The 14,900-nt window shown below is 62.5% G+C and carries 16 protein-coding genes and 1 tRNA gene; 5 read left to right on the top strand and 12 right to left on the bottom strand.

What is annotated here, in order from left to right:
* Nucleotides 1-176: 176 nt before the first annotated feature.
* The gene (locus EV686_RS08335; RefSeq protein ID WP_243650823.1) at nt 177-335 is read right to left on the bottom strand and encodes a putative hemolysin; all 159 of its coding nucleotides are present in this window, start codon (nt 333-335) and stop codon (nt 177-179) included.
* On the opposite strand from EV686_RS08335, the gene EV686_RS18570 reads away from it, so the two are divergent.
* The 3 genes from EV686_RS18570 (at nt 334) to EV686_RS18565 (ending at nt 1,944) form a co-directional block, all read left to right on the top strand.
* Nucleotides 334-693 (top strand): hypothetical protein, encoded by a 360-nt coding sequence (locus EV686_RS18570; RefSeq protein WP_165972533.1) that lies wholly within the window; start codon nt 334-336, stop codon nt 691-693. The genes EV686_RS08335 and EV686_RS18570 overlap by 2 nt on opposite strands.
* Nucleotides 596-1,123 (top strand): hypothetical protein, encoded by a 528-nt coding sequence (locus tag EV686_RS08330; protein ID WP_132475520.1) that lies wholly within the window; start codon nt 596-598, stop codon nt 1,121-1,123. Before EV686_RS18570 ends, EV686_RS08330 begins: the two co-directional genes overlap by 98 nt.
* Before the next feature lie 440 nt (nt 1,124-1,563).
* Nucleotides 1,564-1,944, top strand: coding sequence for a hypothetical protein (locus EV686_RS18565; protein WP_165972548.1), 381 nt, complete (start codon nt 1,564-1,566; stop codon nt 1,942-1,944).
* 47 nt (nt 1,945-1,991) lie between these two features.
* Here the strand turns inward: EV686_RS18565 and EV686_RS08320 are convergent.
* The 8 genes from EV686_RS08320 to tyrS all read right to left on the bottom strand — a co-directional run bounded on the left by EV686_RS08320 (nt 1,992) and on the right by tyrS (nt 8,125).
* Nucleotides 1,992-2,082 (bottom strand) — tRNA-Ser (locus tag EV686_RS08320).
* A 123-nt stretch (nt 2,083-2,205) separates the two neighbouring features.
* Nucleotides 2,206-2,373, bottom strand: a complete 168-nt coding sequence (locus EV686_RS18560) for a hypothetical protein (protein ID WP_165972547.1) — start codon at nt 2,371-2,373, stop codon at nt 2,206-2,208.
* Between the two features lie 79 nt (nt 2,374-2,452).
* Nucleotides 2,453-3,097 (bottom strand): riboflavin synthase, encoded by a 645-nt coding sequence (locus EV686_RS08315; protein ID WP_132475514.1) that lies wholly within the window; start codon nt 3,095-3,097, stop codon nt 2,453-2,455.
* A gap of 75 nt (nt 3,098-3,172) precedes the next feature.
* Nucleotides 3,173-4,306 (bottom strand): bifunctional diaminohydroxyphosphoribosylaminopyrimidine deaminase/5-amino-6-(5-phosphoribosylamino)uracil reductase RibD, encoded by a 1,134-nt coding sequence (gene ribD, locus EV686_RS08310; RefSeq protein WP_243650800.1) that lies wholly within the window; start codon nt 4,304-4,306, stop codon nt 3,173-3,175.
* 9 nt (nt 4,307-4,315) lie between these two features.
* Nucleotides 4,316-4,774, bottom strand: a complete 459-nt coding sequence (gene nrdR / locus EV686_RS08305; RefSeq protein ID WP_132475511.1) for a transcriptional regulator NrdR — start codon at nt 4,772-4,774, stop codon at nt 4,316-4,318.
* A gap of 42 nt (nt 4,775-4,816) precedes the next feature.
* Nucleotides 4,817-6,061, bottom strand: coding sequence for a serine hydroxymethyltransferase (glyA, locus tag EV686_RS08300; RefSeq protein ID WP_132475508.1), 1,245 nt, complete (start codon nt 6,059-6,061; stop codon nt 4,817-4,819).
* 155 nt (nt 6,062-6,216) lie between these two features.
* Nucleotides 6,217-6,843, bottom strand: a complete 627-nt coding sequence (locus EV686_RS08295) for a YbhB/YbcL family Raf kinase inhibitor-like protein (RefSeq protein WP_132475505.1) — start codon at nt 6,841-6,843, stop codon at nt 6,217-6,219.
* 55 nt (nt 6,844-6,898) lie between these two features.
* A complete protein-coding gene (gene tyrS / locus EV686_RS08290; protein WP_132475502.1) occupies nt 6,899-8,125 on the bottom strand; it encodes a tyrosine--tRNA ligase in 1,227 nt (408 codons plus the stop codon).
* A 351-nt stretch (nt 8,126-8,476) separates the two neighbouring features.
* Here tyrS and EV686_RS08285 point away from each other — a divergent pair, with 351 nt between their 5' ends.
* Both EV686_RS08285 and EV686_RS08280 read left to right on the top strand, forming a co-directional pair.
* On the top strand, nt 8,477-9,766 hold the full coding sequence (locus tag EV686_RS08285; RefSeq protein WP_243650799.1) for a M23 family metallopeptidase: 1,290 nt from the start codon (nt 8,477-8,479) through the stop codon (nt 9,764-9,766).
* A 13-nt stretch (nt 9,767-9,779) separates the two neighbouring features.
* Complete coding sequence (locus EV686_RS08280) at nt 9,780-10,889, top strand: anhydro-N-acetylmuramic acid kinase (protein ID WP_132475496.1); 1,110 nt, start codon at nt 9,780-9,782, stop codon at nt 10,887-10,889.
* Nucleotides 10,890-11,048: 159 nt separating this feature from the next.
* Here EV686_RS08280 and erpA read toward each other — a convergent pair whose 3' ends face one another.
* From erpA to EV686_RS08265, 3 genes are all read right to left on the bottom strand, one after another.
* Nucleotides 11,049-11,417, bottom strand: coding sequence for an iron-sulfur cluster insertion protein ErpA (erpA, locus tag EV686_RS08275; RefSeq protein WP_132475493.1), 369 nt, complete (start codon nt 11,415-11,417; stop codon nt 11,049-11,051).
* A 105-nt stretch (nt 11,418-11,522) separates the two neighbouring features.
* Nucleotides 11,523-12,590, bottom strand: a complete 1,068-nt coding sequence (gene argC, locus EV686_RS08270; RefSeq protein WP_132475490.1) for an N-acetyl-gamma-glutamyl-phosphate reductase — start codon at nt 12,588-12,590, stop codon at nt 11,523-11,525.
* Between the two features lie 87 nt (nt 12,591-12,677).
* Nucleotides 12,678-14,888, bottom strand: a complete 2,211-nt coding sequence (locus EV686_RS08265) for a glycoside hydrolase family 31 protein (protein WP_377747962.1) — start codon at nt 14,886-14,888, stop codon at nt 12,678-12,680.
* Nucleotides 14,889-14,900: the final 12 nt, after the last annotated feature.

Here is a 14,900-nt window from a genome sequence, read left to right as displayed (position 1 = left end):
GATCCCGAGGAAAACAGCGATCAAATCCGGATACGTTTTCTCAAGAACAAACGCCGTCCGGACACAGCCAGGCTTTCGAAGAGACGCATACCAAGAGTGCCCGGCGCCGGACTTGACCGAACTTGCTCAATATTTTGTCACGGATATCGTCCGGCGGACGCTGCAGGTGAAATCCATCACGCGCTGTCTGTGGGATGATCGCGCCTGAACAGCTCCCACTCCTCGACTCTTTCGCCGTCGGGAAACGTGCAGATTCCGACCTGCCCTCCCTCCCGGTTTTCCAGCGCAAGAGTCCCGCCAATTTCAACGCAGTAGGCGGATGCTGGATTAGGCATGCCGACGGCCGTGGAGTTTTGGTCCGCAGCGGTGCACCCCGCCACCAGCATGGCTGCAACTGTTATTCCGGTTTTGCGCATGATCACCACTCCATTTGCAATCGAGAAGGCATTGTACGTCGCGGGATTATCATGGTGGAGAAAGCGCTGGCCGGCCGGTTTGCTGATGCAGCACTTGAGCAAGTACAACAGCCGCCGGCGCAAGCGTTCCGCCAAAGCCTACAATGCGTTCCTCAATCAGCTGCAACAGGATCGAAGATTTGATGACGCGCCACCTTATAACCAGTTTGATCATGGCATTGGCATTGAACATTGGCACGTCATCCGCCCAGACCCCGAGCGAGCGAGAGGGGCTTGAGAAAGCCATGCAGACTCTGCTCACGGCCACGATCGCGCGGGACATCGAGGGCATCATGGCTTTCACGCCTCCGCGCAAGATGCAGGCAGTCGCCAGGGAGATGGGAAAACCTCTCGATGAGGCGAAAGCGGATCTGGCTCAGATTGGCCGGGATCAGGATGCGAAGAACGGCATCCGGGTCATTGCCGGCGAGTACGACATCGATCAAGTGCGGTTTGGAGTGACAAGAGAAGGAAGAAAGTATGCCTTTCTACCCTATGCGCGGACATTCGAACAGGACGGCCGCAGGCTGGAATTGACGTACCCGGCGCTTGCGCTCATGGACAAAGGAAAGTGGTATGTCGTCCCTTTGAGCGACAGCCGGATTCTGCCGGACATGCAGCAGCTATATCCGGACCTGGAAGGCATCTCCGTTCCAGAGTCACGCTGATATTCGCCTGATCGTCCACCGGGACGGCTTTTCTTTTGGCTGCCCCTCCCCGCAAGTACTACTTTGTGTATGCTTGCTTCTCCCCCCTTCCGAGAGCAACCATGCGTCTTAGAAACCTATTCCTAGCCGGCTTTCTGGTAGTGATCGTGACTCTTGGCTTGATGATCGACATCGTGAGGCCCGAAGGAGACCACGTTACGCTCTTGGTGCTTGCGCCTCATCCCACCCTTGGCTTTACCTATACGGGAGGCGAGGAAGGATCCTGGGAACGCGCTCATCCCGGCAGCGAGAGACCCTGGTGGCTGACCGGTCGCTATAAGGTACTGATTGAACTTGATTAACTGAGCGGACCGGAAATATACGCGATTACGTCGGGCTCCGCTGCGACGATGGCGTCATTCGTCCCATACTGCGCTAGCCGGAAGAATACCGATTGCGGCATGGCAGCTTTTGGATGCGCAAGCCACGATGGCAATCGCTTTGTCCGCATTGACCACCGCGTCGTCGCGCAGCACGATAAATCCCTGATGGCCGCATTTTGGGCACACGGGCTGGATCCCCACGGGAAAGAAGAACTTATCCAGAAGTCCTCGCTTGTTTTCATTCCCCATCGGTCAGATCCTCCTTTCACGGTCAATCTTACTGCATTCCTTTCCAGCGCCAATACGACAGTCTTCATCGGCCAATGCGTGGCAAGCCGCCCTGCGGCGGCGCCAGCGCGGGAAATGCAGCACAATATCTGCAAAAAATCCGGGCACAGCAAAAAGCCGGCTGAATCAGCCGGCTTTCTCTGTTCGAAATCATGCCTAACAGGGCGCTAAATTTGCGATATACTTTCTTTTTAATCTATTGATTTTATTAGAATTTTTGGCGGACAGAGGGGGATTCGAACCCCCGATACGCTATTCACGTATACACGCTTTCCAGGCGTGCGCCTTCAACCACTCGGCCACCTGTCCTGATAGGGACTCGCTTGCCTTTCATGAAAACTTAGCTGCCTAAGATATCATCACAAGCGAAGCCAATAATTATAGCAGAACTTTACGCTTTGTCTGGATGCATGCGCCGCATACACGCAAAAATCAGCTGAACAGATCGATGGCCTTCTTGATCAATACGAACAGGGTCGCCAAAAAACCGGTTCCCAGCAGAATCAGCCCGGGATTTCGGTCGCGAAAACCGAACCCGATCAACAGCAGGATGATGCCTGCCACAAAAATCACCAACAGCGTCGTATTGTGAAGAAACATACCGATTCACCAGGAAAAATGAGGAAACCTCTCTATTCCTGATTGTATACCCCTGCATTCCGAATGGATTTGTCCTGAATCACCAAATGCCGCCTTCTCCGGCACTCTGGCGACGGAACTTGGCCATGCGGTCCACGTAGCGCGCGATCATGTCGATCTCCAGGTTGACCCGGCCGCCTTCCTTCAGGTGTTTCAGCGTCGTCACCTGCACCGTATGCGGGATCAGGTTGATGCGAAAGACGCAGCCCTGCGCATGGTCTTCCACCCGGTTCACGGTCAGGCTGACCCCATTGACCGCGACGGATCCCTTGTAGGCAAGATACGGCGCCAGGGCCAGGGGGGCATCGATGCGCAGGTCCCACGACTCTCCTGCCGGCGCGAAATGTACGACCTGTCCCACGCCATCGACATGGCCGGAAACCAGGTGGCCGTCCAGTGAATCGCCCAAGCGCAGGGAGTGCTCCAGATTGACTTCTCCCGGTGCATCCAGGCCGACCGTGCGGTTCAGGCTTTCGCGCGAGACGTCGATGACGAAATAGTCCGGACCAAGCTCGACGGCGGTCATGCAGGCGCCCTGCACGGCGATCGAGTCGCCCAGCTTCGCATTCTGCAAGGGAAAATCACGCGTCTGTATGCGCACGCGCACGCCCGACTGCTCTCCCCCCTGGGACTGCGGCTCGACATGCGTAATGACCCCGATCGATGAAACAATGCCTGTAAACATGTCCTGTGGTTCCTGCCTGAAACAAATGGATTGATCGTGATGATCCGCGGCGCCCGGCCTGGGCAGTTTCGCGGATCAGCTTGCCAGCACGGCCTGGCGCAGGACCTGCCAGCGCTCCGCGCTGCGCAACCTGAGCCGCATGTCCGTTCCCACCTGGGCGTGCTCGATGAATTCATAGCGGCACGCCTGCGACAGGGCTTCCAGCTGGGGCAGCGCCGCCAGCGGCAGGCCGCTGCCGAGCAGTATGGGCGCCACATAGACCAGAAGCTCGTCGAGCAGGCCAGCCTGCTGCAAAGCGCCCGCCAGCCTTCCGCCGGATTCGACATGCACCTCGTTGAATGCATTCTGTCCGATCCAGCGCATCATCTCGGCGAGATCCACCCTGCCGTTGAGCTCGGATATGCGGATTACACGGACATTGCGCCGCGCCAGCCTCTCCGCCTTGGCGGGATCGTCCGACGCGGTAAATACGATGACAGGCCCTCCGTCCAGGAGACGCGCCGTCTCGGGAATGCGGAAACGGGTGTCGACCACGGCGCGGACAGGCTGGCGCTCAGTCGGCACGGCGCGCGCGGTCAGGCTGGGGTCATCGCCCAGCAGCGTGCCGATGCCGGTCAGCACCATGCAGCTGCGCGCGCGCCAGTGATGGCTGTCGTCGCGCGCCAGCTGGCTGGTGATCCATTGTGACTGCCCGTTCGGCAGCGCCACTCGGCCGTCCAACGAGATGGCCGTTTTCAGCCACACCCACGGCATGCCTGATGTCATGCGCGACATGAAGCCGGGATTGATGTCCAGCGCCTCTTCAGCGCAGACACCCGACTCTGTTTCGATGCCTGCCTGCCGCAGGCGGGCCATGCCTTGCCCCCCCACCAGGGGATTGGGGTCTTTCAACGCGACCACGACCCTGCCGATGCCCGCCTCGATAATGGCATCGGCGCACGGTGGTGTGCGGCCATGATGGCTGCACGGCTCCAGCGTGACATACAACGTGGCGCCTGAAACATCGATTCCCGCCTGCGCCGCCTGACGCAATGCCACCACTTCGGCATGCGGGCCGCCTGCGCGCTGCGTGGCGCCGCTGGCCAGCACATGGCCGTCGCGCACGATCACGCAGCCCACCCGTGGATTGGGAGACGTTACGTACAAAACGCTGCGGCTGAGCTCGATGGCCTGCCGCATCCATGCCTGATCCTGAAGGTTTTGATCCATGACGCGCGGTCAGGGCTTGGGGACCTGGATTTCGTCGATCGCCTTGACGAATTCTTCGATGCGCTCGAAGCTTTTATAGACCGAGGCGAACCGTACGAAGGCCACGTGATCCAGCTGCTTGAGTTCGTTCATGACCAGGTCGCCGATGTAGGCGGACGTGACCTCGCGCAGCCCGCTGGACAGCAGGTGTTCTTCGATGCGCATGGCTGCGGCGTCGACCGCCTCCGTGCTGACCGGCCGCTTGCGCAGCGCCAGCGACAGGCTGCCCCTGAGTTTTTCCGGACTGTATTCGACTCGCGTGCCGTTGCGCTTGACGATGGCCGGCATGACCAGCTCGACGCGTTCGTAGGTCGTGAAGCGCCGGTCGCAACTGACGCACTTCCTGCGCCGGCGAATGCGATCGCCCTCGTCAGAAGCCCGAGAGTCGATTACCTGGGTGTCGGCGTGTCCACAAAAGGGGCATTTCATAATATGCGGGCTTCACCCTGCGGCGAAGCCCGTTACGTCCTCTTAGCGATAAACGGGAAGGCGCGCGGTCAGCTCATTGACGCGGCCGCGGACATCGGCGATGACAGCTTCGTCGCGCGGATTGTCGAGAACGTCGGCAATGAGGTGGCCGGTGAGCTGCGCCTCGGCTTCGGTGAAACCGCGCGTGGTCATGGCCGGCGTACCCAGACGGATGCCGCTGGTGACGAACGGCTTTTCCGGATCGTTGGGGATGGCGTTCTTGTTGACCGTGATGTGGGCCTGGCCCAGGACGGCTTCGGCTTCCTTGCCGGTGATGCCCTTGGAACGCAGGTCGACCAGCATGACGTGGCTTTCGGTGCGGCCGGAAACAATGCGCAGGCCGCGCTCGACCAGCGTGCGCGCAAGCGCGTCGGCATTCTTGACGACCTGCTGCGCGTACTGTTTGAATTCCGGCGACAGCGCTTCCTTGAAGGCGACGGCCTTGGCGGCGATAACGTGCATCAGCGGGCCGCCCTGGATGCCCGGGAAAATGGCGGAGTTGATGATCTTCTCGTGCTCGGCCTTCATCATGATGACGCCGCCGCGCGGACCGCGCAGCGACTTGTGCGTGGTGGAAGTGACGAAGTCGGCGTGCGGCACGGGATTGGGATACGCGCCGCCGGCCACCAGGCCTGCATAGTGGGCGATATCGACCATGAACAGCGCGCCGTTGTCGCGCGCGATGCGGGCCATGCGCTCGAAGTCGATGTGCAGCGCGTAGGCGGAAGCGCCGCCCACGATCAGCTTGGGCTTGTGTTCTTTGGCCAGTTGTTCGAGCTGGTCGTAGTCGAGCACTTCGTTGGCATCCAGGCCGTACGAAACGAAGTTGTACAGCTTGCCCGAGGCGTTGACCGAGGCGCCGTGCGTCAGGTGGCCGCCTTCGGCGAGGCTCATGCCCAGGACGGTATCGCCCGGCTTCAGGACGGCCATGTAGACGCCCTGGTTGGCCTGCGAGCCCGAGTTGGGCTGCACGTTGGCCGCTTCGGCGCCGAAGATTTCCTTCAGGCGATCAATGGCCAGTTGTTCGACGATGTCGACGTATTCGCAGCCGCCGTAGTAGCGCTTGCCGGGATAGCCTTCCGCATATTTGTTGGTCAGTTGCGTGCCCTGCGCCTGCATGACGGCGGGGCTGGCGTAGTTTTCCGAGGCGATCAGCTCGATGTGCTGTTCCTGGCGGGTGTTTTCCTTCTGGACGGCTGCCCAGACATCGGGATCCACCTGGTCGAGCGTGCGTGAACGGTCAAACATAGACAATATTCCTGGAGAATGAAGAAAGCGGTGCGCCCGGCAAGGCCGCAAACGAGGCATTTTAGCGCGAATCGGCTGCCAGCCATACCAGCGGCAGGATGCAATCTGCTCATGCTGAACATGAGCCAATCGCCTTCAATTGCCGCCGGCGCGGATCAGCGCAGCCGCTGGTTCAGCGTATACAGCCCCGTGATGCTGGCCTGCCCGAGCACGTGCCCGCCGATGGCCGCCAGCACATCGGGGCCGGTGAACTTGCCCTCCAGAGGCAGTTCGGGAATATCCAGCGCGTAGAGGGTGAACACATACCTGTGCACCAGGGAGTCGTTCCATGGCGGGCACGGGCCGTCATAGCCGAAGTAGTCGCCATTCAGGTCGTGGTCGCCGGCGAACCATTTGGTGAAGTCGTTCAGGCCCTGGCGCATGCCGTCCAGCGTCAGCGGGCCCGCCTTGCCGCGCGGCGTCACGCCGCTGGAAAATGCACCCTCGATGATCTGCGTCAGGTTCTTGGGGATGTCGACCAGCAGCCAGTGGAAGAAATCGATGCGCGGCAGGCTTTCCGGCACTTCGCGGCCAGGCTGATTGACGTCGTCGGGCTTGCTGGGGACATCGGGATCATGCACCACGATCACGAAGGACTGCGTGCCCGCGGGCGCATCCGTCCAGGCCAGATGCGGGTTGGCGTTGCCTGCCAGCGCCACGCCTCCATGCCCGTCCGGCTTCCCATAGGCGTTTTTCTCCGGAATGAACTCCTGGTCGGCAAATGACTGGCTGATCAGTTTCATGATTGACTCCTGTTGAAAGGAATGGCCCCGGCAGCCGCCGGCGCTTCCCTAGGGCCTAGCTAAGCAGAACCTTGGCAAACTTGCGCTTGCCCACCTGTATGACATATTGACCGGCTCCGAGTTGCAGCGCCTTGTCCTCGATGCGCTCGCCATCGATGCGCACGCCGCCCTGCTCCACATTGCGCTGCCCTTCCGCGCCGGAAGACACGAGACCCGACTCGCGCAGTACTTTGAGAATGCCCATGGGGCCCGCGCCCAGGGAGACTTCGGGGATGTCCTCCGGCAGCTCGCCATGGCGGAAACGCGCCTCGAAGCTCGCCAGCGCATCTTCCGCCGCTTTCCGGCTGTGGAAGCGCGACACGATTTCCTGGGCCAGCGCCACCTTGGCGTCGCGCGGGTTCATGCCCTGCTCGATCTGCCGGCGCAATGCGGCGATATCGTCCAGAGTGCGGAACGACAGCAGCTCGAAGTAACGCCACATCAGGGTATCGGAAATCGACATCAGCTTGCCGAACATGGAGTCCGGCGTTTCGCTGATGCCGATGTAGTTGCCCTTGGACTTGGACATTTTCTCGACGCCATCGGTGCCTTCCAGCAGCGGCATGGTCAGGACGCACTGGGGCTCCTGGCCGTATTCCTTCTGCAGTTCGCGGCCGACCAGCAGATTGAACTTCTGGTCGGTGCCGCCCAGTTCGAGATCGGATTTCAGCGCCACCGAGTCGTAGCCCTGCAGCAGGGGATACAGGAACTCATGGACGGAAATGGGAATGCCGCCCTTGAAGCGCTTGGTGAAATCGTCGCGCTCCATCATGCGCGCCACCGTATAGCGCGACGCCAGCTGGATCATGCCGCGGGCGCCCAAGGGATCGCACCACTCGGAGTTGTAGCGGATTTCGGTGCGTTCGGGATCCAGCACCAGGCTGGCCTGCGCGTAGTAGGTCTTGGCGTTTTCCTGGACTTGCTCCGGCGTCAGGGGCGGGCGCGTCGAGTTGCGACCGCTGGGATCGCCGATCATGGAGGTAAAGTCGCCGATCAGGAAAATGACCTGGTGGCCGAGATCCTGCAGTTGCCGCATCTTGTTCAGGACGACGGTATGCCCCAGGTGAATATCGGGCGCGGTGGGATCCAGGCCCAGCTTGATGCGCAGCGGCTTGCCGCTTTCGTGGCTGCGCGCCAGCTTTCTGGAGAATTCGGATTCCACCAGGAGCTCATCGCAGCCGCGCCGGATCTGACGCATTTCTGATTCCAGACGGGCACTGTCTTTTGTTTCAACGGACGACATAAATGTAAAAGGGGACGCTTGAATTGACCAAAATTGGGAAAAGCACTCGAAAAATTCTTTTATATGCGTTAGCATAGCGCGATGCGCAGCGCAAGCTGTGTTTGCAAATCTGAACTTTTTGCGATGTGCTCCATCATATCAGAGCGTATCGCAAACACCACACCCGATTACCGATCCGTTGCACACAACACCCGCAGCGGCTCTGTTCCGTCAAATTCCAGCGTTTTACCCAGGTTCGATCTTATGCAAAAGAAAGGGACACCCAGCCATCCCTCCGCCGCAGGCTTAGCCCAAGCGGGACACCGTGCCTCTTCCATTATTCGTAAAACGCTGATTACCATGGCGCTCGGCATGTTCGGCGCCGCTGGCGCGCTGGCCGTGGTCCAGCCCGCCGACGGCAATCTGCCGATCATCCAGCAGGCGCGGCAGATCCTGCCCCTGCCGGAAAGCTTCCACGCCAGCCTCGCCGCCGAACCCTCCGCTGAATCCTCCCCCTTCATCCAGACCACGCAAATCCGCCGCGGAGACACGCTGGCCGACGTCCTGCAACGCCTCAACGTCAGCGAAAGCGGCCTGCTGCCCTTCCTGACGCACGACAAGAGCGCGCGTTCCGTCTACAAGCTGTATCCCGGCCGCAGCTTCCACGCCGGCCTCGACAGCGAAGGCTCCCTGGCCTGGCTGCGCTACAACCATACTCCCAGCGCCATCGAAGACGGCCAGACCGTCAGCAAATGGCTCGAGATCAAGCCCGACGGCAAAGGCGGCTTCTCGGCCAGCGAAGAATTCGCCGCTGCCGATACCGAGATCCGGGTTTCCGAGGGCACCATCGTCAATTCGCTATTCGGCGCCACCGATGCCGCGGGCATCCCCGACAGCATCACGATGCAGATGACAGACATCCTGGGCAGCAAGGTCGACTTCCTGCGCGACATCCGCCAGGGCGACACGTTCCGCATCGTCTACGAAACCTATTCCCATCAGGGACAATCCGTCGGCTCCGGCCGTATCCTGGGCATCGAATTCACCAACGGCTCGCGCACCCATGAAGCCATCTGGTTCAAGCCCGAAAACGGTAGCGGCGGCTATTACGACTTCAAGGGCAATTCGCTGCGCGCCGCATTCCTGCGCGCGCCGCTCAAGTTCACCCGCGTCAGCTCCACCTTCGGCACACGCAAGCATCCCGTGCACGGCTATACCGCCCAGCACAAGGGCATCGACTACGCTGCGCCCTCGGGCACACCCATCCACAGCACATCGGACGGCACCGTCGAGTTCATCGGCTGGCAGCGCGGCTACGGCAACGTAGTCATCATCAAGCACCACGGCAAGTACTCCACCGTCTACGCCCATCAAAGCCGTTTCGCCAAGAGCCTGAAAAAAGGCGACAGCGTCGAGCAGGGCCAGTTGATCGGCTACGTCGGTGCAACCGGATGGGCCACGGGACCCCACCTGCACTACGAGATCCGCGTCGACGGCAAGCAGCTAAATCCGCAATCGGTGGATCTGCCCATCGCCAGCACGCTGGAAGGCGGCGACCGCTTGGCATTCAACAAGGTCAGCAACCAGTACCAGGGCCACTTCCAGTTGCTGGCATCGGCTCGCGCCATTCCGGGCGAAACCGCCCAGGTCGCCAGCCGCTGACGCCCGCCTCGCCATGGCACCCCGGGGCGACGGTCTGTTCATCGGCCTGATGTCCGGCACCAGCACCGACGGCGTGGACGGGGTGCTGGTCGATCTCGATACCGCCGGCAGGCCTGGCTGCCTGGCCAGCGTCTCCCTCGACATGCCGCCGGCGCTGCGCGCCGAGCTTCTTGCCCTGAACCAGCCCGGCGACAACGAACTCGCCCGTGGCAGCCTGGCCGCCAATGCGCTGGCCGATCTTTACGCCCAGGCCGTGCGCCAGTTGCTGGAAGATTCAGGCGCGACACCCTCCGATATCCGCGCCATCGGCGCCCACGGACAAACCGTCAGGCACAACCCCGCGCAAGGCTATACCATCCAGATCAACGCCCCGGCCCGCCTGGCCGAACAGACGGGCATTGCCGTCGTATCGGATTTCCGCTCGCGCGATATCGCTGCCGGCGGCCAGGGCGCTCCGCTGGTCCCCGCCTTCCATGCGTGGCTCTTTGGCACGTCCCGTAGCCTGGCCGTCGTCAATCTGGGCGGCATCGCCAATGTTTCCCTGCTGCATCCCGGGCAGCCGACCACCGGCTTCGATACCGGGCCCGCCAACATGCTGCTCGACTCCTGGACCCAGCGCCATACTGGCCAGTCTTTCGACCAGGACGGCGCCTGGGCCGCCGGCGGCATCAGCCACCCGGGACTGCTGCGGCACCTGATGGAGAGCGAGCCCTGGCTGCGCCAGGCGCCGCCCAAGTCCACCGGGCGCGATCTGTTCAATATGGCATGGCTGGAACAGCGCCTGTCATCCTTCGGCGCATTGGCCGCGCAGGACGTACAGGCCACGCTGCAAAGCCTGACGGCGCACACGATCGCCCAGGCCATCCGCGACTGGGGCGACAAGATCGAAGAAGTCGTGCTGTGCGGCGGAGGCGCCCTCAACGGCGGCCTGGTCGGCGAACTGGAAAGCCTCCTGCCCTGCCCTGTCAGCCTCAGCAACGATCATGGCGTGGGGGTGCAACAGATGGAGGCGGTAGCTTTTGCCTGGCTTGCCCGGGCGCATGTCCTGCATGCTCCAGGCAACCTCGCTGCGGTGACCGGCGCCCGCGGCGAGCGCATTCTCGGATGCCTTTACCCCGCCTGAGCCGGCGGGACAAAGGCTCCGAAACCCTAAGTGAGTCACTCCCGCCTGAAGTCGGGAGCTTCCTCGTCACAATACGGGGGCGCCTGCGGCGCCGTATGAACACTGCCTCGCTTGACCTCGTCGTGAACGACGAGGCTTGCGCTTGGGCGCGTGGTCAAATCAGGGCGTGAACGAAGACCCGCAACCACAAGTCGTGCTTGCGTTGGGGTTGCGGATGACGAACTGGGAGCCTTCCAGGTCATCCTTGTAGTCGATTTCAGCGCCGACCAGATACTGGAAGCTCATGGGATCGACCAGCAATTGCACGCCATTCTTCTCGATGGTGGTGTCGTCATCGTTGACGGTTTCATCGAATGTGAAGCCGTACTGGAAGCCGGAGCATCCTCCGCCCTGGACGAACACGCGCAGGCGCAGGTCAGGGTTGTTTTCTTCGTCAAGCAGCTCTTTCACTTTTGCGGCGGCGGCGTCAGTAAAGATCAGCGGTGCGGGAGGCGCATCGAGATCGACGATTTCCATTACCGTACTCATAGAAACTCCATTGCCGTCGAAACGGCACAATCATGCATCAACTATAGCACCTGCCGCCCCGCAAGGGCAGCAGCTGTGTAAGGCGCAGGCAACACCCTGCAGGAATCAGGGCAGCAGCGCGACGTGCTCCAGCCCCGCGGACTCCGGCAGGCCGAACATCAGGTTCATGTTCTGCACCGCCTGGCCCGCTGCGCCCTTGACCAGGTTGTCCTGCACCACGAGGATGACGAGCTGGTCGCCGTTGCCCGAGCGATGGACTGCGATGCGCAGCGCATTGGAGCCGCGCACGGAGCGCGTTTCGGGCTGGCTTCCGGCAGGCAGGACGTCGACGAACGTCTCGTTGGCGTAGCGCTTCTCGAACAGCGCCTGGAAGTCGGTATCCAGCGCCTCCGGCAGGATGCTGGCATAGATGGTGGAGAACATGCCGCGGATCATGGGAACCAGGTGCGGTATGAAGGTCAGCCCGACCTGACGGCCGGAAGCCAGCTTCTGGAGCTGCTCGCTGATCTCCACATGGTGGCGATGCCCAGCCACGCCGTATGCCTTGAAGTTGTCGCCCGCCTCGGAGAACAGGGTGCTGACTTCGGCCTTGCGGCCCGCCCCGGAGACGCCCGACTTGCTGTCGGCGATGATGCGGCTTTCGTCGACCAGCGGCTTCCCGCCTTCGAGCAGCGGCGCCAAGCCGAGCAGGACGGTGGTGGGATAGCATCCGGGGTTGCCGATGACGCGGGCGTCCGCGATGCGGCCGCGGTTCAGTTCCACCAGACCGTAGACGGACTCCGCGAGGATGTCGGGACAGCTGTGCGGCATCTTGTACCACTTCTCGAACGCTGCCGTATCCTGCAGGCGGAAGTCGGCCGCCAGGTCGATGATGCGCACATTGTGATCCAGCAAGGACTGCGCCTGTTTCATGGCGACGCCATGCGGCGTCGCAAAGAACACCACGTCGCAGGACTCCAGGCCGGCCTGCTCCGGCGTCTGGAATTTCAGGTCGACCTTGCCGCGCAGGTTGGGAAACATCTGTGCGACCGGCATGCCGTCTTCCGAGCGCGAGGTAATGGCCTGCAGCTTTGCATTGGGATGCTGCGACAGCAGGCGCAGCAGTTCCACGCCAGTGTAGCCCGTGCCCCCAACGATGCCTACCTTGATTTGCGAAGCGGATGACTGTGCCATGACCTTGAATTCCGAAATGAAAAGAAACACGGCACACCCGCCTGAGGCGGATGTGCCCGGTTGCGATACTCCGATTGTAGAACGAGATCAGCGTGCGCGCGAGATGCGGACTTCGGCGCCGCGCCGCTTGACCTCCAGCCCTTCGGACGGCAGGATGCGCAATCCTTCCAGGCCCTTGATGTAGCTGGAGCCCTGCATCTGCATGACGCGGATCTTGTTGCGCATGACCACGGGGCTGTGCTCCGGCATGCCGAACATCCAGACCTCGTCGAGCAGGCGCGCGGAATTGAACTCGCCGGTATGCTGCGCCACCGGTCCCAGGCACAGCATGTGCCCTTCCCGGCCGAAGATCGGCAGCGTATCCAGGCCCGCAGTGACGTTGAGCGCCGTGCCGCCCTCGTAGCGCCAGCCGGTGTTCAGGTCCCACCAGGCTTCGCCCGCGGGCAGATACACGCGCGTCTGCTCCCCGGGCTGCAGCACCGGCGCCACCAGCAGCGCCGGCCCCAGCAGATACTGCGTGTCCCAGACATGCGCCTGCGGATCCGCCGGGAACGCCTGCGCCATGGAGCGCTGCACCGGCAGGCCGGTGCGCACGGCGTCCTCGATGATGCCCAGCACATACGGCGTCAGGCGATAGCGCCATTGCAGCCAATGCCTCGCCAGCTCGCGCGTGGCCTCGTCGAAAGAGCCCGGCAGCAGCGCCTCGGTCGCCTGCAGGCTGAAGTTGGCGGAAAACACGCTCATGGCGAGCCAGCGGACATAGAGTTCCGGCGTCATGCCGTCGAGCGGTGCGCCGGCCGAGCCCAGCCGGTGCATCTGCGCGGGAACGCCACTGTTGCCCAATGCCAGCGCAGTGCGCAGGCTGTGCTCTGCTCCCGCCCAGTCGTTGGTGACGTCGGGCCCTTGTTGCCAGGCGAAGCGCTGCACCGCGGGGAACAGGTCGGTACTGAGAATGACGCCTTCCTGCGGCGTGCGATGGCCGGCCACGGCATCGAACAGGGCTTTGCGCGCCAGCATCGGATAGATCGTCCTGAGGACGGAACCCGTTTCGCCTCCACGCGCCGTGATGCCGTCCGGGATGTCCAACTGGGCCAAGCAGACGGGAGCTCCCAGGCCTTCGTCCACGGCCTGGCGCTGCCGCTCGGACCAGAGTCTGTAGGCATCCTTGTGCGTCAGGTCCAGCAGGCCGAACGGCTTGCCGCCGGTCACGTCATTGCCGGCGAACACATGCGCCTCACCCGATTCGTCGTCGATCAGCAGCCAGCCGCGATCCTCCCACTCGTCGAACAGCTCCGTGCCCTGCAGCACTCCGGGGAACGTAGGCGCCGCCATCTGCAGCGACAAGGCCTGCAGCTTCTGCTGCGCGGCCCTGACATCGGGAATGCGCGCGGCATTCCACTCGAAGCCGGGCTTGTCCTGCTGGAAGCCATAGACGGCCGGCGCGGCCAGTTGCAGCGCGTCAAACGGATAACGCTCCTCGCGCAGGCCGGCAGCGATGCGCAGCACATCGTCCAGCGTCTGGCCCGGCGTCTGTTCCAGCCATACGCCCATCGGCCACAGGCCCGGCTGGCCGGCGCGACCGGTCAGGGCGGAATACTGGTTGATGATTTCCGACGGCTCGCCGGCAAACAGGAAGACATCGAGCACATTGCCGTGGAACTGCACCCGATAGACCTGCTCGTCATCGCAGGCGACATCGTGCACCAGTCGGCCCAGCGTATTGAAGTACAGCCCCCATCCGCGCGGACTCCAGGCCAGAGGCAGCGCGCGCGAGTCGCGCAGGTCGGATACCAGCCGCTGACCGCGGCGGTCCAGCTCGCCCGGCGTCGCGCCGAGCCCGTAGACGGCCTCATCGGGATCCAGATCGATGCCGAGCTGCCACGCCCGGCCCTCGGGGCCTTCGCCTTGCGCGAGGGACCACGACTGCCAGACCAGTTCGCCGGACAGCCAGAGCTCCAGGCGGAAAGGATTGCACAGGACCTTCAGGACCGCATCGCCCTGCGCCAGCAGCCAGCCGCAATCGTCCTCGCTGACCGCTGAGCTGACGGACAGTTCTCCCACGGCCTCTTCGCGCGCCAGCAGCCATTCGGCATGGGCTTTCGCGCGGGCCGACGGTTTTTCCGGGCTCAGCGCGTCAGAGCTGCCACATCGGATGCGAAACACGCCCGGCGCATGCGCCTCGACCCACATCCTCAGCCCCTGCGCTTCGAACGCAAAGTCGGCGCGGGAGGATCTGGCATCCGCAAATTCCGGGTCGGACAGTTGCGTCAGGGCATCAAGTTCAAGCTTTGGCGTCACGGCGCAATCCTC

The sequence above is a fragment of the Paracandidimonas soli genome, assembly GCF_004342005.1.
Classification (GTDB): Bacteria; Pseudomonadota; Gammaproteobacteria; order Burkholderiales; family Burkholderiaceae_B; genus Paracandidimonas; species Paracandidimonas soli.
The sequence above is the reverse complement of the archived record's forward strand: the minus strand, read 5'-3'. Positions and strand labels throughout refer to the sequence as shown.